General features: G+C 69.8%; 19 protein-coding genes. 14 read left to right on the plus strand and 5 right to left on the minus strand.

Going from position 1 to position 17,361, the window contains the following annotated elements; genetic code table 11:
- Window positions 1–137: 137 nt before the first annotated feature.
- Together ACQEV1_RS17700 and ACQEV1_RS17705 are read right to left on the minus strand one after the other, a co-directional pair.
- Window positions 138–290 (minus strand): DUF397 domain-containing protein, encoded by a 153-nt coding sequence (locus ACQEV1_RS17700; protein ID WP_433394750.1) that lies wholly within the window; start codon window positions 288–290, stop codon window positions 138–140.
- Window positions 287–1,102 carry a helix-turn-helix domain-containing protein gene (locus ACQEV1_RS17705; protein ID WP_433394751.1) on the minus strand — a complete coding sequence of 272 codons (816 nt, stop codon included), beginning with the start codon at window positions 1,100–1,102 and terminating at the stop codon, window positions 287–289. Before ACQEV1_RS17705 ends, ACQEV1_RS17700 begins: the two co-directional genes overlap by 4 nt.
- A 142-nt stretch (window positions 1,103–1,244) precedes the next feature.
- Here ACQEV1_RS17705 and ACQEV1_RS17710 point away from each other — a divergent pair, with 142 nt between their 5' ends.
- The 8 genes from ACQEV1_RS17710 (at window position 1,245) to ACQEV1_RS17745 (ending at window position 8,158) form a co-directional block, all read left to right on the plus strand.
- A complete protein-coding gene (locus tag ACQEV1_RS17710) occupies window positions 1,245–1,706 on the plus strand; it encodes an ATP-binding protein (protein ID WP_433394752.1) in 462 nt (153 codons plus the stop codon).
- A 51-nt stretch (window positions 1,707–1,757) separates the two neighbouring features.
- Window positions 1,758–2,114, plus strand: coding sequence for a helix-turn-helix domain-containing protein (locus ACQEV1_RS17715; protein WP_349497937.1), 357 nt, complete (start codon window positions 1,758–1,760; stop codon window positions 2,112–2,114).
- Window positions 2,115–2,188: 74 nt separating this feature from the next.
- Complete coding sequence (locus tag ACQEV1_RS17720) at window positions 2,189–2,776, plus strand: TetR/AcrR family transcriptional regulator (RefSeq protein ID WP_285617297.1); 588 nt, start codon at window positions 2,189–2,191, stop codon at window positions 2,774–2,776.
- Window positions 2,773–3,597: an alpha/beta fold hydrolase gene (locus tag ACQEV1_RS17725; RefSeq protein ID WP_433394753.1), complete on the plus strand. Its 825-nt coding sequence runs from the start codon at window positions 2,773–2,775 to the stop codon at window positions 3,595–3,597. Before ACQEV1_RS17720 ends, ACQEV1_RS17725 begins: the two co-directional genes overlap by 4 nt.
- A 76-nt stretch (window positions 3,598–3,673) precedes the next feature.
- A complete protein-coding gene (locus ACQEV1_RS17730; RefSeq protein ID WP_285617295.1) occupies window positions 3,674–4,324 on the plus strand; it encodes a PadR family transcriptional regulator in 651 nt (216 codons plus the stop codon).
- Window positions 4,325–4,517: 193 nt separating this feature from the next.
- On the plus strand, window positions 4,518–5,735 hold the full coding sequence (locus ACQEV1_RS17735; protein WP_433394754.1) for an FAD-dependent oxidoreductase: 1,218 nt from the start codon (window positions 4,518–4,520) through the stop codon (window positions 5,733–5,735).
- A gap of 364 nt (window positions 5,736–6,099) precedes the next feature.
- The gene (locus ACQEV1_RS17740) at window positions 6,100–7,317 is read left to right on the plus strand and encodes an FAD-dependent oxidoreductase (RefSeq protein ID WP_433394755.1); all 1,218 of its coding nucleotides are present in this window, start codon (window positions 6,100–6,102) and stop codon (window positions 7,315–7,317) included.
- A gap of 310 nt (window positions 7,318–7,627) precedes the next feature.
- Entirely contained in the window at window positions 7,628–8,158 is a 531-nt protein-coding gene (locus ACQEV1_RS17745) for a hypothetical protein (RefSeq protein ID WP_285617292.1), read from the plus strand.
- Between the two features lie 24 nt (window positions 8,159–8,182).
- On the opposite strand, the gene ACQEV1_RS17750 is transcribed toward ACQEV1_RS17745, so the two are convergent.
- Window positions 8,183–10,069, minus strand: coding sequence for a glycoside hydrolase family 15 protein (locus tag ACQEV1_RS17750; RefSeq protein WP_433394756.1), 1,887 nt, complete (start codon window positions 10,067–10,069; stop codon window positions 8,183–8,185).
- Window positions 10,070–10,303: 234 nt separating this feature from the next.
- Here ACQEV1_RS17750 and ppdK point away from each other — a divergent pair, with 234 nt between their 5' ends.
- Entirely contained in the window at window positions 10,304–12,952 is a 2,649-nt protein-coding gene (ppdK, locus tag ACQEV1_RS17755) for a pyruvate, phosphate dikinase (protein WP_285617289.1), read from the plus strand.
- A 40-nt stretch (window positions 12,953–12,992) separates the two neighbouring features.
- Window positions 12,993–13,823 carry a YdcF family protein gene (locus ACQEV1_RS17760; RefSeq protein WP_433394757.1) on the plus strand — a complete coding sequence of 277 codons (831 nt, stop codon included), beginning with the start codon at window positions 12,993–12,995 and terminating at the stop codon, window positions 13,821–13,823.
- A 5-nt stretch (window positions 13,824–13,828) separates the two neighbouring features.
- Here the strand turns inward: ACQEV1_RS17760 and ACQEV1_RS17765 are convergent, their stop codons facing one another.
- Window positions 13,829–14,773, minus strand: a complete 945-nt coding sequence (locus ACQEV1_RS17765) for an NAD-dependent epimerase/dehydratase family protein (RefSeq protein ID WP_285617287.1) — start codon at window positions 14,771–14,773, stop codon at window positions 13,829–13,831.
- 136 nt (window positions 14,774–14,909) lie between these two features.
- On the opposite strand from ACQEV1_RS17765, the gene ACQEV1_RS17770 reads away from it, so the two are divergent.
- The 4 genes from ACQEV1_RS17770 to ACQEV1_RS17785 are packed head-to-tail and all read left to right on the plus strand — an operon-like array spanning window position 14,910 to window position 16,926.
- Window positions 14,910–15,533, plus strand: a complete 624-nt coding sequence (locus ACQEV1_RS17770; RefSeq protein ID WP_433394758.1) for a glyoxalase — start codon at window positions 14,910–14,912, stop codon at window positions 15,531–15,533.
- 46 nt (window positions 15,534–15,579) lie between these two features.
- Window positions 15,580–16,032, plus strand: a complete 453-nt coding sequence (locus tag ACQEV1_RS17775) for an iron chaperone (RefSeq protein ID WP_285617285.1) — start codon at window positions 15,580–15,582, stop codon at window positions 16,030–16,032.
- A gap of 13 nt (window positions 16,033–16,045) precedes the next feature.
- Entirely contained in the window at window positions 16,046–16,510 is a 465-nt protein-coding gene (locus ACQEV1_RS17780) for a helix-turn-helix transcriptional regulator (RefSeq protein ID WP_285617284.1), read from the plus strand.
- Between the two features lie 5 nt (window positions 16,511–16,515).
- Window positions 16,516–16,926: a VOC family protein gene (locus ACQEV1_RS17785; RefSeq protein ID WP_285567129.1), complete on the plus strand. Its 411-nt coding sequence runs from the start codon at window positions 16,516–16,518 to the stop codon at window positions 16,924–16,926.
- A gap of 3 nt (window positions 16,927–16,929) precedes the next feature.
- Here the strand turns inward: ACQEV1_RS17785 and ACQEV1_RS17790 are convergent, their stop codons facing one another.
- Entirely contained in the window at window positions 16,930–17,352 is a 423-nt protein-coding gene (locus ACQEV1_RS17790; protein WP_285617283.1) for a helix-turn-helix transcriptional regulator, read from the minus strand.
- Window positions 17,353–17,361: the final 9 nt, after the last annotated feature.

Here is a 17,361-nt window from a genome sequence, read left to right on the forward strand (position 1 = left end):
GCGAGTCGTAGAGTTACTGGCAGGTGCGATTAATGCTTGTCCGTGGCATTAACGTGCCGTCGGTCGGCTGCCATGGTGACTGACGCGGCATCGCCGCCCGGTACGACGAGATCGTCGTACCGGGCGGCGAGCACGTGTTAGTCCCGAGGTGACTCGACCACGGCGACCTCGACGCACTCGCCTCCGCTTCCTCCGCTACGGCTGCTCTTGCGCCAGAGGGCGGTGACCTCGACGCAGTTGCCTCCGCTTCCTCCGCTGCGGCTGCCCTTGCGCCAGTCGAGGGAGTTCATAGGCCCTCCAGGATCGACTCGATCAATTTCCGGGACTCCGCCACGGGAAGGGCGTGCCCCCTGACCAAGTCGTACCTTACGTGGAAGTCGGACACACCGGCCGCATCCTCCACAACTTGGCCACGCCCGGCCGATTCGGTGTAAGCGATGTCGGGTTCGTTGTCGAATCCCAGGAGAGCGAGCATGCCTTCCAGGCCGGCGTGGGCCTCTGCGTCCTGCGGCACTACCTCGACCATGATGTTGGGATTCTTCGAGGCCTCCAGCAGGTGTTGGAGCTGCCCGCGCATCACCTCTCGGCCGCCGATCATGGAGTGCAGGGCCCGCTCGTCGATCGTTGCCCAAAGGCGCGGAGGTTTTTGTCGGGTGAGAATCGCTTGGCGCTCCATGCGGGCGGCCACGAACTGATCGACCGTATCTGGCCGTTGGACGGTCAGCAGAATCGCGCGAGCGTACTCCTCTGTTTGGAGCAGTCCTTGAATGAGTACGAGACTGTAGGTCCGTATCGTACCGGCCTGGCCCTCGAATTGAACATATTTGGAGAAGCCGGGCGGCAGGACCGCTAGACGGCGGGTCTCCATGATCAGTTTCCATAGCCTTAGGAAGAGGCCGTTGGTCTTGAAGAAGGTGTCGGCGTCCTCGGAGAACTGCTCGGACGGTATGTTCTTACCGGCCTCCAGTTGGCCGATGAGCTGGGGGGTGTAGCCGAGCCGTTCGGCCAGCTCTACCTTGGACATCGTGCCACGCCATGCCGTTAATTCGGCGGCGAACGCGCGGATTGCCGGGACCTCGTACGGCTCGCGTTTCGCAACCATGAGACCTCCAAAACGAAACCGCTCATACGCGGTTTCGATGGTTTGAACGGGGGGTGTCTAACTGGTCTTTGGTGGTTCGTCGCTAAGTGTAATCGCCCGTGTGAACCTGGTCACCGGATTTCGAAAAAGAAGAGGCGGAAAATTGCGGGCGATACCTGAAGCCGAAGAGACGGCGCGGCCACCACGAATCTGCGAGAGCCGGGTTCGCCGATTTCCCCTGCCGCCGCATCCGATCGCGGCCGAACAGGCCCGGCTCCTCACAAAGATCGCACTCGCCGACTGGCGACTCGGCGACGCCCTCGACAACGCGCTGATCGTCGTCGCCGAACTGGCCACCAACGCCACCAAGGTCGGCGAGGTGTTCCATCTCTCGTTGACGCGCCAGGGCGGCACCGTACTGATCGAGGTGTGGGACACGAGCGAGGCGCTGCCCGACCGCCGGCGGCGTTCGATGGACCGGGTGGACGGGCGCGGGCTGCTGCTGGTCGACGCGTGTTCGAAGGACTGGGGCTGGCGCCTGGAAGAACACGGCGGCAAGACGGTGTGGGCGACCTGCGCGGCCGACGCCGCCGGCGAACTCCCGCCGCCCGGCCTCCGCATGTGACCCGTCGCGCACCCGCGCCCCCCGACGACCACTCTCCCCGGAAAGAACGACGTGCTCCCCGACGAACTCTCTCCCGACGACGACCTGCTCAAGCCCCGTGAGGTCGCCGAGCTGTTCGGCGTCCGTACGACGACGATCGCCCGCTGGGCCCGCGAGGGCCGCCTGTCACCCCTGCGGACGCCGGGCGGCCACCGCCGCTACACCCGGTCCAGCCTGCGAAAACTCCTCGCCGACGCGGCCCGTCCGGAAGAACCCACCACCGACGACGCCGTACGCCTGTACGAGCAGGGCTGGAGCATCCGCCAGGTCGCCGAGCGCTTCGACGTGAGCTACGGAACGATGCGCCGCCTCCTGCGCGGCCGGACCACGCTGCGTACCCGCGGCGGCCACCCGCCCGACGACTACTGACCCGGATACTCGCTTGCCGGGCCCTACCTTCCCTCCCTAGGCTCCTGCCTAGAGCTCCTAGGGAGGGATGAGGCATGGTTCGTGCCGGTCTCAGTGCGGCCAGGCTCACGGAGGCGGCGGCGGAGATGGCAGACGAGGTCGGGTTCGACCACGTCACCGTCTCCGCGCTCGCGCGTCGCTTCGGCGTGAAGGACGCCAGCCTGTACTCCCACGTGAAGAACCTGCGGGACCTGCGCGTACGGGTCGCGCTGCTCGCCGGTGAGCAGCTGACCGACCGCATCGCCGTGGCGGTGGCGGGCCGGGCGGGCAAGGAGGCGCTCGTCGCGTTCGCCGACGCCTACCGGCGGTACGCGCTCGACCATCCCGGCCGCTACGCGGCGACCCAGATGCGGCTCACGCCGGAGGAGGCCGCCGGATCCGTGGCGCTGCGCCGCAGCATCGAGCTGACCTACGGCATGCTCCACGCGTACGGCCTGGCCGAGCCCGACGCGACCGACGCGGGCCGCCTGCTGCGCGCCGCCTTCCACGGCTACATCCACCTGGAGCTCGGCGAGGGGTTCCGTCACCCCCGCGAGGTTCAGGAGTCGTGGTCGCGTTCGCTCGACGCGCTCCACGTGCTCCTGACGAACTGGCCGTCCCAACGCGAAGAAGGCGCCCGATGAACACGCCCCTGACCGGCACCCTCAAGGTGCCCGGTGCCACCCTCCACTACGAGAAGCGCGGCAGCGGACCGGTGCTGCTGATGATCCCCGGCGGCGCCGCCGACGCCGGCCTGTACGCGGGCATGGCGGCGGACCTGGCCACCCGGTACACCGTGGTCTCCTACGACCCGCGCGGCCTGTCCCGCAGTCCCCTCGACGGTCCGCTCACCGACCAGAGGGTGAACGTGTGGAGCGACGACGCCCGCCGGCTGCTCGACCTGCTCGGCCCGGACGAGGAGGCCTCGGTGCTCGGCAGCAGCTCCGGCGCCATCGTGGCGGTCGACCTGCTCGCCCGGCACCCCGAGCGGCTGCGCCGCGTGGTCGCGCACGAGCCGCCGCTGCTCGAACTCCTGGACGACCCCGCTCCGCACCGGGCGCTGTTCGCCGACGTGCGCGAGGTCTTCCGTACCGAAGGGGCCGGTGCGGCGATGGCCCGGTTCAGCGTGGGGCTGGGGGACCGGCCCTCGGCGCGGCCGACCGAGCTGCCGCCCGAGATCCGGGAGATGGCGCCCCGGATGCACGCCAACCTGCCGGTGTTCCTGGAGCACATGCTGGTCCCGTTCTCCTCGACCGTTCCCGACGTCGCCGCGCTGCGCCCCGTCGCCCGCAAGCTGGTGCCGGCGGCGGGGCGGGACTCGCGCTCCCAGGTGCCGCTCCACGGTCCGGTCGCCCGGCTCGCGGAGCTGCTCGGCTCTCCTCTCGTCGAGTTCCCGGGCGGACATCTCGGAGCGGTCGAGTCGCCGAAGGAGTTCGCGAAGCAGCTGCTGGCGGTTCTCGACTGATCCGTCCTGCCGTGGCCTTGCGGGTCGTTACTCGTACACGTATATTCGTAGACGAGTAACGAGGAGGAGGCCGGTCATGGTCAAGAAGCGCAAGGTCGACAACCTGTTGGCCCTCGCGGTGCTGGCCACGGTCTACCCCCGGCCCATGCACCGGTACGAGATGGCCTCCGTGATGCGTGCCCGTGGCAAGGACCAGGACATGGACATCAAGTGGGGCTCGCTCTACACCGTCGTCCAGAACATGGAGAAGCACGGGTTCCTCCAGGTCGTCGGCACCGACCGCGCGGGCGCCCGCCCGGAACGCACGATCTACGCGATCACGGAGGCGGGCAGGCGCGAACTGGTCGAGTGGACCCGGGAGCTGATCTCGACGCCGCGGACCGAACACCCGAGGTTCGCGGCGGGCCTGTCGGTGCTCGCCGTACTGGCCCCGCCGGAGGTGACCGCCCTGCTCCAGGAGCGGCTCGGTCACCTGGAGGAGTCGATCGGCGCCCAGCGGGCGGCCCTCGCGCAGAGCCGCGAGGAGGGCGTTCCCCGGTTGTTCATGATCGAGACGGAGTACGGCCTGGCGATGCTCGAGGCGGAGGCGGCCTGGAGCCGCGCGCTGATCGACGAGCTGACGTCCGGCACGTTCCCGGACCTCGCCGTATGGCAGGAATGGCACCGGACCGGCGACATGCCGGACGAGTTGACGGAGCTCGCCGAGAGGGGGCTGCCCCCGGACTGAGCCGGGTTTCACGATGTAGGCCCGGTGGCGGTGCGGCAACACCGCCACCGGGACCCTTCCTCGAACCGATGCCCGCGAAAACGAACCCGGCCACGAGGTGGCGACCAAAGGATATCCGGGTTCTCTTTCGCGGGGACGGTTCGCGACCACCACGTCGGCGGGCTGCGCCGACGCACCCACACGGGAGAGAACCATGTCCAAGGTACGAACCGCGATCGTCATCGGCAGCGGGATCGCCGGCCCCGTCACAGCCGCCGCACTGGCCAAAGCCGGTATCGAGGCGACCGTCCACGAGGCGTACCCGGCCGAGTCGTCGGGCGGCATCGGCGGCGGGCTCGCCATCGCACCGAACGGCCAGGCGGCGCTCGGCATCATCGGCGCCGAAGAGTCCCTGCGCGCCAGTGCCATCCCGATGCGGCGGATGGTCATGTCGATGGGGGGCGCGGAGCCATTCGAGACGCCCGGCCTTCCCGACATGCCGCCGTTGCAGATGGTCAACCGCAGTGACCTGCACCGGCTCCTGCGGGAGCGGGCGCTCGCGGCCGGCGTGGAGTTCGCGTACGGCAAGCGCCTGGTGGCCGCCGACGACGGGCCGGACGGTGTCACCGCGCGGTTCGCCGACGGCACCAGCGCCCACGCCGACGTGCTGATCGGCGCCGACGGCGTCCGCTCGACCGTGCGCAGGCTCATCGATCCGGACGCACCCGGTCCCGACTACACCGGCATGCTCGGCTTCGAAGGCCTCGCCGATCTCGACCTCGACGTGGACCCCGGGACGATGACCTTCGCGTACGGACGGCGCGCCTACTACCTGTACTGGCGTCAGCCCGGCGGCGGGACGACCTGGGGTGCCAACCTGCCGTGGAAGACCTACATGACGCTCAACGAGGCGCGCACGATCCCCGCGGACAAATGGCTGCGCACACTCCGGGAGACCTACGCGGACGACCATCCGGGAAGCGACCTCGCCGAGCGCACGACCGCGGAGAACCTGCAGATCACCGGGGCGCTGCACATCATGCCGCCGGTGCCGCACTGGCACCGCGGCCGGATGGTGCTGGTCGGCGACGCCGTGCACGCGCCGTCCAACAGCACCGGCCAGGGCGCCTCACTGGCCATCGAGAGCGCGATCGAGCTCGCTCGCTGCCTGCGCGACCTGCCGGCCCCCTCCTCCGCCTTCGCCGCGTACGAGCGCCTGCGCCGCCACCGGGTGGAAAAGATCACGGCACGGGGCGCGGAGATCAACCACGCGAAGACACCCCCGGGGCCGGCGACGCGCAAGGCGGATTCGCTGCGCATGCCGCTGGACCTCGCCATGAACGTCGAGAAGACCATGGGCTGGGAACAACGCCACACCATCGACTGGGACGCCCCGGTGGTGCCCGCACCCACGACCGCGTCCACCCGCTGACAGCCCACAAGACGGCCGGGCCGGCACCCACGGGGGCGCCGACCCGGCGACGGGCCGCCGCCCACCGCACCGAGCCACGTACGAACGATTCGGATGCACCAGACGAACGAGTTGGGCGGCTCGTGGTGTTCGGACGCGCCGCTTCTGCCCACCGGCACCGAGGTGCGCCGGAGCCGGCTTCACGATGTAGGCCCGGTGGCGGTGCGGCAACACCGCCACCGGGACCCTTCCTCGAACCGATGCCCGCGAAAACGAACCCGGCCACGAGGTGGCGACCAAAGGATATCCGGGTTCTCTTTCGCGGGGACGGTTCGCGACCACCACGTCGGCGGGCTGCGCCGACGCACCCACACGGGAGAGAACCATGTCCAAGGTACGAACCGCGATCGTCATCGGCAGCGGGATCGCCGGCCCCGTCACGGCCGCCGCACTGGCCAAAGCCGGTATCGAGGCGACCGTCCACGAGGCGTACCCGGCCGAGTCGGACGGCATCGGCGGCGCGCTCGCCCTCGCACCGAACGGCCTCGCCGCGCTCGACATCATCGACGCCGCCGACGCCGTCCGCGGCATCGCCGTGCCGATGCGGCGGACCGCCATGACGCTCGGCCGGGGAAAACCCCGCGTACTGCCCGGCCTGCCCGACGTACCGCCACTCCAGGTGGTCGAACGCGGCGATTTGCACCGCGTCCTGCGCGAACGCGCGCTCGCGGCCGGCGTACGGTTCGCGTACGGCAAGCGCCTGCAGGCCGCCGACGACGGCCCGACCGGCGTTACCGCGAGGTTCACCGACGGCTCCAGCGTCCGCGCCGACGTGCTGATCGGAGCCGACGGCGTCCGCTCCACCGTGAGAACCCTGATCGACCCGAACGCCCCCGGCCCGGACTACACCGGCATGCTCGGCTTCGGCGGCCTCGCCGACGTCGACCTCGACGTGGAACCCGGCACGATGTTCTTCGCCTACGGCAGCCGCGCCTACTACCTGTACTGGCCCCAGCCGGGCGGCGGAACCGCGTGGGGCGCCAACCTGCCCTCGCGCACGTACATGACCCTGACCGAGGCGCGGGCGGTCCCGGCCGAGAAGTGGCTGCGCACGCTGCGCGAGACGTACGAGGGCGACGACCCGGGCGGCGTGCTGGCCGCACGCACGGTCCCGGAGACGTTGCAGGTCGTCGGGGGCCTCCACATCATGCCGCCGGTGCCACACTGGTACCGAGGACGCATGGTGCTGGTCGGCGACGCGGTGCACGCCCCGTCCAACAGCACCGGCCAGGGCGCGTCACTGGCCATCGAGAGCGCGGTGGAACTGGCCCGCTGCCTCCGCGACCTGCCCGACCCGTCATCGGCGTTCATCGCGTACGAACGCCTGCGCCGCCCCCGAGTCGAGCGAATCACGGCGAGAGGCCGGAAGGTCAACCGCACCAAGACCCCGGGCCCGACGGCCCGGCGCGCGATGTCCCTGCTGATGCCGCTCGCGTTCAAGGCGATGAACATCGAGAAGTCCCTGGGCTGGGAACAACGCCACACCATCGACTGGGACGCCCCCGCGACCCCGACCCCCACCACCACCTCCTCGGCCGCCTGAGCACCCACGGCGCCGGGCCGGTACTTGTTGGTACCGGCCCGGCGCCGGCCGCCCACCGCACCGAGGGCTCGGAGTTCGCGGCGTTCAGCGCGACGATCCGGGCTTCGGTGAGTTCGTGCGACCGCCGGGTGAGCACGCTCGACGAGAGGTCGCCGCAGGAGCCCGGTCTGGTCGACGCCTTCGAGCGCGCCGGCGATCAACCGGAGGATGTGCGACGCGTTCGGCCATCGCGACCCCGTCTGGTGGTCGGTCGGAGCGATCGGCGACCGCTAAGGTGCATGTTCACCCTTTTCAAGATCAGGAGAGCTTCATGGCGTACCCGCTCGATCCGGAACAGCCGCTGCCCAGTCCGTTGACCCCGGACGCGGCGACCCGGGTTCGGGACGAACGCCGGGAACTGCTGCCGGATTGGGCCGAGGCGAGCCGCGCACTGGTCGTCCGCCTGGGCGCCCTGTCCCGTTGGGACCCGCCCGAGACGCTCCTCGAAAACCCGAGCCACGGCCTCATGCACATGGGCGCCGTCTGCGCCGGCGACCCGGCTCCATTCGAGATGATCGGCTACCAGCCCTTCGACCTTCTTCTGACCGCGTACTGCGCCGAATACATGTTCAGCGATGTCGGCGGCGGGTGGGTGCTCGACGAGGACCCGGATTCACCCACCTTCGCGCGCTTTCTCCTGGGCGAGTACGACGCGGACGATCCGGACGCGACGGTGGACGTCCATGCCGCTGTGACCGCGTTCCTGAACGAGCCCGAAGGGCGTGACCTGGAAGAGCTCCTGGAGTCACTGCAGGAGGAAATGGGCGCCCCGGTGGGCGTCCAGGACACCTCCTATCCCTGACGTACGCGTGGACACGCTCATTCGTCAGACGAACGGGGCTCGGGGTTCGCGGCGTTCGGCGCGGATGACCATCATCACGGCGTTGATCAGGGCCAGGTGAGTGAAGGCCTGGGGGAAGTTGCCCAGGTGACGGCCGCTGTGCACGTCGATCTCCTCGGCGTACAGCAGCAACGGGCTGGCGTAGGAGAGGATCTTCTCGCACAGGGTGATGGCGCGGTCCAGCTCGCCGATCAGGACGAACGCCGAGACCAGCCAGAACGAGCACATCGTGAACGTGCCCTCGCGGCAGCCGCCGAAGCCGTCGTCGGTCTCCTGGGGCCAGTAGCGGTAGACCAGGTCGTCCTCGGTCAGCTCATCGGCGATCGCGAAGACCGTCGCGCGGACCCTCGGGTCGTCCGGGGGCAGGAAGCCGACCTGCGGGATGAGCAGCGCCGACGCGTCGAGGGCGGTCGTGTCGTAGTGCTGGACGAACACTCCCCGCGCGTCGACGGCGTTCGCCAGGATGTCGGCGTGGATCTCGTCGGCGGCCTCCTGCCACTCCATCGCCCGGTCGGTGTCGCCGCGGATCAACGCCAGCTGCGCGCCGCGGTGGGCGGCCACCCAGCAGAAGAGCTTGGAGGAGGTGAAGTGCCGGCGCTCGCCGCGTACCTCCCACATGCCGTGGTCCGGGCCGCGCCAGTTCGCCAGGGCGACCTCGACCTGCTTGACGATGATCGACCAGAGCCGGTCGTCGAGGCGGTCGCGCTTGCGGACGTACAGGAAGATCGACGCGACGATGCCGCCCCACACGTCGTGCTGTTGTTGCAGGTAGGCGGCGTTTCCGATGCGGACGGGGCGGGCGCCGTCGTACCCGGTGAGGTGGTCGAGGACGGTCTCCTCCAGGTTCGCGCGGCCGTCCACCCCGTACATGATCTGCACGTGCCCGCCGGCGGCCTCGGCGACGTCGGCGACGAAGTAGAAGAAGTCGTTCGCCTCCCAGTCGAAGCAGAGGGTGTAGAACGCCCACAGGGCCATCGTCGCGTCGCGGATCCAGGTGAAGCGGTAGTCCCAGTTGCGGTCCGCGCCCGGTTCCTCCGGCAGTGACGTGGTCGGTGCGGCGACGACCGCGCCGGTGGGCGCGTACGTCAGGCCCTTGAGCGTGAGGGCGCTGCGCTGGAGATGGCCGCGCCAGGGATGGTCGGGGAACCTCCCGCGGTCCAGCCAGTGCTGCCAGTGGTGCACGGTCCAGGTCAGCCGGGACTGAGCCTCGTCGTAGGTCTTCGGTGGCAGGTGCTCGCTCCAGGAGAGCGTCACGAAGCGTGTGTCGCCCTGTTTGAGGAGCGTACGGGCGGTGGCGAGGGAGCTTTCGAAGCCGACGTTCATGTCGGTGGTCAGCCGGAGTTCGACGCCGGCGCCGGAGGCGACCGCTTCGTGGTACCCCGGCCCGGCGTACTCCCAGGAGGCCGCCACCCGGCCGTAGTCGAACACCGGCAGGCAGTCGAGGCGCAGCTGGACCTGGCCGTTCACGCAGCGGATCATGCGCAGGAGCACGTGGTCGGCGTCGTAGTCGGTGGGCGCCCGCCGGTGGGTGTGCGAACGTTCGGTCTCGTGGTGCCAGGGACCCATCAGCAGGGTGTCGAGGACGACCAGCCAGCCGCCGGGCGTCCACCAGGTGGTCTCCAGCACCAGCGTGCCGGGGATGTAGCGGCGGGCGGCGGGCACGTCCACCCCGGCCGGGCCCACACGGAAGTAGCCGGCGTCACGGTCGAGCAGCGAGCCGAAGACACTGGGGGAGTCGAATTTCGGCAGGCACATCCACTCGACGTTCCCGCTCGGCGCGAGCAGCGCGGTGGTCTCGGCGTCGGACAGAAAGCCGTACTCCGCGATGGGGGCGAAGGGCTCACCCGCGCCCCCGTCCGTCACGGGCCTCATGGCGGCATCATCCCCAGAGACAAGCGCGGGTATGTCCATACTCGCAGGCGCCCGAAAGTAGATCGTTCTCGGGGGTTTTTTGGCTATATAGGCGGGAATGTCGGTATTGGAATAGACCACTATACCCACTCTGACCTGCGGGAATAATCATGAAAGCCGACAGTGACCGACGAATCACCGAGAGGTGGGTAGAGTCACCGCATTCGTCGCGCCGGGAGTGAGGAAGCGTCCCCAATGCCGAAGTACGTGTACGACTTCACCGAGGGCAACAAGGATCTCAAGGACCTGCTTGGCGGCAAAGGCGCCAACCTCGCCGAGATGACCAACCTGGGCCTGCCCGTGCCTCCCGGGTTCACGATCACGTCGGAGGCATGCCGTTACTACCTGGACCACGAGGCCATGCCGGAGGGGCTCGACGAGGAGGTCGGACGGTACCTGGAGGCGCTGGAGCGGGAGATGGGCAAGCGCCTCGGCCAGCCCGACGACCCGCTGCTGGTGAGTGTGCGCTCAGGGGCGAAGTTCTCGATGCCCGGCATGATGGAGACGGTCCTCAACATCGGGTTGAACGACGAGTCGGTGCACGGCCTGGCCGAGCGGTCCGGCAACGAGCGGTTCGCATGGGACTCCTACCGCCGTCTGATCCAGATGTTCGGCAAGACCGTGCTGGACATCGACGGGGACCTGTTCGAGACGGCCATCGACGAGGCGAAGGCGGCCAAGGGCGTCGAGTCCGACCTCGACCTGGAAGTGGACGACTTCAAGGACCTGGTCGGAACGTACAAGGAGATCGTCCGGGAGAACGCCGGACGGGAGTTCCCCACCGACCCGCGCGAGCAGATGGACCTGGCGATCAAGGCGGTGTTCGGCTCCTGGAACGCCGAGCGCGCCATTCTCTACCGCCGGCAGGAACGCATCCCGGCCGACCTCGGCACCGCGGTCAACATCGTCGCCATGGTCTTCGGCAATCTCGGCATGGACTCGGGCACCGGCGTCGCCTTCACCCGCGACCCGGCCTCCGGCCAGCAGGGCATCTACGGCGACTACCTCCAGAACGCCCAGGGCGAGGACGTCGTCGCCGGCATCCGCAGCACCGTGCCGCTGGCCGACCTCGAACAGATCGACAAGAAGTCCTACGACGAGCTGCTCCAGATCATGGAGACGCTCGAGAACCACTACCGCGACCTGTGCGACATCGAGTTCACCATCGAGAGCGGCAAGCTCTGGATGCTCCAGACGCGCGTGGGCAAGCGGACCGCCGCGGCCGCGTTCCGCATCGCCACCCAGCTCGTCGACCAGGAGCTCATCGACGAGGACGAGGCCGTACGGCGTGTGACCGGCGACCAGCTCGCGCAGCTGATGTTCCCCCGGTTCGGCGAGATCGGCGACGACGTCAAGAAGATCACCGAGGGGATGGGCGCCTCGCCCGGCGCCGCCGTGGGCAAGGCCGTGTTCACCTCCGCACGGGCCGTCGAGCTGGCCGACGACGGCGAGGACGTCATCCTCCTGCGCCGTGAGACCAGTCCCGACGACCTCAACGGCATGATCGCCGCCCGTGGCATCCTGACCTCCCGCGGCGGCAAGACCTCGCACGCCGCGGTGGTCGCCCGCGGCATGGGCAAGACCTGCGTGTGCGGTGCCGAGGAACTGGAGATCGACGTCAGGGCGCGCCAGGCGACCGCCCCCGGCGTGACGATCGAAGAGGGCGACGTGATCTCCATCGACGGCACGACCGGCGCCGTCTACCTCGGCGAGGTCGCGGTCGTGGACTCGCCGGTGGTCCAGTACTTCGAGGGCGCGCTCTCGGCCTCCGACGGCGACGAACTGGTCGCGTCGGTGGACCGGCTCATGCGCCACGCCGACTCCCGGCGCCGCCTGGCCGTACGCGCCAACGCCGACAACGGCGACGACGCCGCGCGCGCCCGCCGGTTCGGCGCCCAGGGGATCGGCCTGTGCCGGACCGAGCACATGTTCCTCGGCGAACGCCGCCAGTACGTCGAGGACCTCATCCTCGCCGAGACCAGGGACGACCGGAACGCCGCCCTCCACGCCCTCGAACCGCTGCAGAAGCAGGACTTCAAGGAGATCTTCGAGGCGATGGACGGGCTGCCGGTGACGATCCGGCTGATCGACCCGCCGCTGCACGAGTTCCTGCCCGACCTGACCGACCTGACCGTCCGGGTCGCCACCGGCGACGCGTCCTCCGACGACGAGCGGCTGCTGGAGGCGGTACGCCGCCTGCACGAGCAGAACCCCATGCTCGGCCTGCGCGGCGTACGGCTCGGCGTGGTGATCCCCGGCCTGTTCGGCATGCAGGTGCGCGCGATCGCCGAGGCCGCGGCCGAGCTGAAGGAGGCCGGCGGGGAGCCGCACGCGGAGATCATGATCCCGCTCGTCGGCGCCGTGCAGGAGCTGGAGTACATCCGTGAGGAGGCCGAGAAGGTGCTCGCCGACGTCGGCGTCGAGGCGCTGATCGGCACGATGATCGAGCTGCCGCGCGCCGCGATGACGGCCGGGCAGATCGCCGAGGCCGCCGAGTTCTTCTCCTTCGGCACCAACGACCTCACCCAGACCACCTGGGGCTTCTCCCGTGACGACGTGGAGTCGGCGTTCTTCGGCCGCTACCTCGAACTCGGCATCTTCGGCGTGTCCCCGTTCGAGACGCTCGACGTCGACGGGGTCGGACGGCTGGTGCGGATCGCCGCGGAGGAGGGCCGCGCGACCCGGCCGGACCTCAAACTCGGCATCTGCGGCGAACACGGCGGCGACCCGGACTCGGTGCACTTCTTCCACGACGTCGGCCTGGACTACGTCTCCTGCTCGCCGTTCCGCATCCCCGTGGCACGCCTGGAGGCGGGCCGCGCGGCGATAAAGTCGAAGGGGTAAGTCACCGAACCACCGGCCCGTCTCGCTCGTCTGACCGGTCGTGAGGGATGGAGGAGCGATCACCGGACGACCGGACGGCACCGAACCGACCATCGAGATTCGCCGGGAGACCGGCGAGTCACCGCGCACACGGGTCGACCTGCCCCAGCGGTCGGCCGACCCGACGCGCGAGGACCTGCCGCGACGGCCCCGGATCGAGCGCGACGAGCCGCTGGTGCCGTACGGCGACGAGGACGGTGGCGGGCGCGGCCGGCGCCGGCGCGGGCCGTGGCGCTGGGTGGTGCGGATCTTCTTTCTGATCGTCGCGATCGTGGTCGGCGCACCGCTGGCCGCCGGGTTCTACGTCTGGTACGTCGCGCGGGAGGACGTCCGCACGCACTCGGACGCGATCATCGTGCTGGGCGCCACCCAGAACAACGGCGTCCCCGGTGACGTGCTCGAATGGCGGCTGCGGCACGCCCTCACCCTCTACAAGGAGGGTGTCGCGTCGCACATCCTGACGGTCGGCGGCAACCAGCCCGGCGACCACTACACCGAGGCGGGCACCGGCAAGACCTGGCTCAACGAGCACGGCGTGCCGGCGAGCCGGCTGGTCGCCGTGCCGACGGGCAAGGACACCCTGCAGAGCATGATCGCGGCGGGGGAGGAGTTCCGTAAGCTCCACTGGCGGACCGCGGTGATCGTCACCGACCCGCCGCACGAGCTGCGCTCCCGCACCATGGCCCGCGCCAACGGCATCAACGCGGTGACCTCGCCGACGCGCAGCGGCCCGATGGTCTACTCGCGCGACACTCAGGTCCAGTACATCGTGCGGGAGGCCGGCGGTTACCTGTACTTCCAGCTGATCGCCCGCTGGCGCGACGAGCCGTAGGCCGCTCAGCGCTCGTTGCCCGCCCGCAGCCAGGCGATGTAGTCCGCGGCGGCGCGCTCGGCGTCGTAGACGGGCCGGTATCCGGTGTCCTCCCGGATCCGGGTGATGTCGAGGTAGGTCCGCGGGCCGGTGCCGCCGGAGGGCAGCTCGATCCGGGCGTCGGGGACCACCGTCCTGATCGCGGCGATGACCTCGGCGTTGGTCGTCGCACGGCCGGACCCGACGTTGTAGGTGCGGTGGCCGAGCCGGTCCGCGAGCTGGAGCAGCGCGATCGCCCGGCCCGCGTCCTTCGCGTAGCACAGGTCGACCGAGTCCTCCGCGTACGCCGGCGCGCGCAGATGGGAGAGGTCCGGCGCGGTCCCGCGAGCGGCGGCACGGACGAGCTCGGGGGCGGGGAAGAACGGGTCGTCGTGGCCTCGCGGGCCCCAGATTCCGGAGATTCGGTAGTTGACGACGTCGATGCCGGTGGCGTCGGCCAGGTGGTCGTTGAGGAGCTCACCGATCTTCTTGAACGCCGGGATCAGGTGGGGTGAGGTCATCGGCAGCGGCATGTCCTCCCGGAGCGGACCCTCGCCGGCGACGCCGGAGTACACGCCGATCGTGCTGGCGACGCCCACGCGCTCGACCTCCCAGTTCTGAGCGGCCTGCAGCAGGTTGAACAGGCCGCCGAGTGCCTTTCGCGCCGCCTCGACGGGTTGGTCGGCGCTGGGAGGCCAGGGCATGGAGCCCGCGAGGTGCACGATGCCGGTGATCTTGTGGCGGGCGCCGATGTCGAGCAGCTGTTCCAGATCGGTGACGTCGGCCTGCGCCACCGCTACCTGTTCGGCGGGGAGGAAGGCCGGTACCTCGACCTTCCTCCGGTTGACCAGCACGCATTCCTCGCCCATGTCCACGAGCGCACGCGCGGTGTGGGAGCCGATGAAACCAAGACCGCCGGTGACCAGAATCATTCGCGTACCCTTCCGGGACATCTAAACGGATCGTCGTTCCGGAACTATACGGAACCTTGTTCCGATTCGTCAATCGCCGCATACCGGTCAGGAATGAAGAAGCGCGGGTCCTCGGGCCGCTCCTAGTCTCATCAGCATGTTCTCCATCGAATTCATCACCCTCGAGGCGGCCGACCCCGCCGCCGTCACCAGCCTCTACGCCGACGCCTTCGGCCTCGGCGACCGGATCCGCGTGCGGGCCTCGGAGGCGCCGACGACCGGCTTCCGCGGGTTCACGCTGTCGCTCACGGTCTCCCAGCCCGCCACGGTCAACAGCCTCATCGGCGCCGCCCTCGACGCCGGCGCGACGTCGCTGAAGCCGCCCACGAAGTCGTTCTGGGGTTACGGCGGCGTCGTGCAGGCCCCGGACGGGGCGATCTGGAAGGTCGCCACCTCGGAGAAGAAGGACACCGGCCCGGACACCGGGAAGATCGACGACGTCGTGCTCCTGCTGGGAGTCGCGGACGTGGCCGCGAGCAAGAAGTTCTACCTCGACCGCGGCCTCACCGTGGCGAAGAGCTTCGGTCGCAAGTACGTGGAGTTCGCCACCGAGCCGGGTTCGGTGAAGCTGGCGCTCTACGGGCGCCGGGCCCTCGCCAAGGACGCCGGCGTCTCGCCCGACGGCACCGGATCGCACCGGATCGCCATCGGTGGCGACGCCGCGCCGTTCACCGACCCGGACGGGTTCGCCTGGGAGTCCCGCGTCCCGGCCGGCCGCTGACCTCTGAATTTCCGCACGTCAAAACCCCTAGAAGGAGAAATCTGTCATGAGCGCGAACACGTACGAGGGATTCACGGCCGAGGAGCGGGCCGCGATGAAGGAGCACGCCCAGGACCTGAAGACGGCGAAACGCCGCGGCTCGCGTACGGACAAGGCGGCGCAGGCCGCCGAGGCGGCGCAGGACGTGCTCGCGAAGATCGCCGAGATGGGGGACTCGGACCGGATCATGGCCGAGCGGGTCCATGCCGTGGTCACGGCCAGCGCCCCGGCCCTCGCGCCGAAGCTCTGGTACGGGATGCCCGCCTACGCGCTGGACGGCAAGATCGTCTGCTTCTTCCAGCCGGCGGCGAAGTTCAAGTCGCGCTACGCGACGCTCGGCTTCAACGACCGGGCGGACCTGGACGAGGGCGAGATGTGGGCCACCGCCTTCGCCCTGACCGAGGTGACGCCCCAGGTGGAGGAGCGGATCGCCGCGCTCGTGAAGCGCGCGGCGAACTGAAGGGGGTCCTGTCATGTGTCACCCCTCGTGGGGGCGCGCACTGGCGGCGGCGCAGCGCCTGGACGACCTCGCCCGGCTGCGCCGCGTCCGGGACCGGATCGACCGGGAGTACGCGCAGCCGCTGGACGTCGAGGCGCTGGCCCGTGGCGCGCACATGTCGGCCGGGCACCTCAGCCGTCGGTTCCGGCTCGCCTACGGCGAGTCGCCGTACGCCTACCTGATGACGCGGCGCGTCGAGCGCGCGATGGCGCTGCTGCGCCGTGGCGACCTCAGCGTCACCGAGGTCTGTTTCGCGGTCGGCTGCTCCTCGCTGGGCACCTTCAGCACCCGCTTCACCGAGCTGGTCGGCGTGCCGCCCAGCGTCTACCGGCGCCAGGCGGCGGCCGCCACCGCCGGGATGCCGTCCTGCCTGGCGAAACAGGTGACCAGGCCGGTCAGGAATCGAGAAGCGAGCACTCCGGAGCCGCAACTAGCGTGATGGACATGGACATCAGCATTCACACGACCGCTCTCCCGCATGACGACCCCGACGCCTCCCTGACCTTCTACCGCGACATCCTCGGCTTCGAGGTGCGGAGCGACGTGGGCAACGGCAAGATGCGCTGGATCGCGGTCGGCCCGCCCGGCCAGCCCGGCACGTCCATCCTCCTGGCCCCGCCGGCCGCCGACCCCGGCATCACCGAGGACGAGCGCCGCGTCATCGCCGAGATGATGGCCAAGGGCACGTACGGCTGGATCCTCCTGGCCACCCGCGACCTCGACGGCACCTTCGAGAAGGTGCAGGCCGGGGGAGGCGAGGTCGTCCAGGAGCCGATCGAGCAGCCGTACGGGGTCCGCGACTGCGCCTTCCGCGATCCCGCGGGCAACCTGGTCCGCATCCAGGAGGTGCGCTGACTCCTACGCTTCGCCGAGGCCGCTCGCTCCGTCCCGGGTCGGGCGGCTGTGCACCTTGGCGAGGCAGGCGGGCATGGCCGCCACGGCGTGATGCTCCCGGAGGCGGTAGGCGCTCGGCGTCTCTCCCACGATCTCGGTGAACCGGGAGCTGAACGAGCCGAGGGACGTACAGCCGACCGCCATGCACGCGTCGGTCACGCTCATCCCCGTACGCAGCAGCGCCATCGCCCGCTCGATCCGGCGGGTCATCAGGTAGCTGTACGGGGTCTCGCCGTAGGCCGCCCGGAACTGCCGCGAGAAGTGCGCCGGAGACATCAGCGCGTGGCGGGCCAGCGTCGTCACGTCGAGGGGGCTGGCGTACTCCCGGTCGATCAGGTCCCGGGCACGGCGCAGGCGCCTGAGGCCGGCGAGGTCTTGCGCGGACATGCCAGGAGA

The sequence above is a fragment of the Actinoallomurus sp. CA-142502 genome (assembly GCF_050936355.1).
GTDB lineage: Bacteria > Actinomycetota > Actinomycetes > Streptosporangiales > Streptosporangiaceae > Actinoallomurus > Actinoallomurus iriomotensis.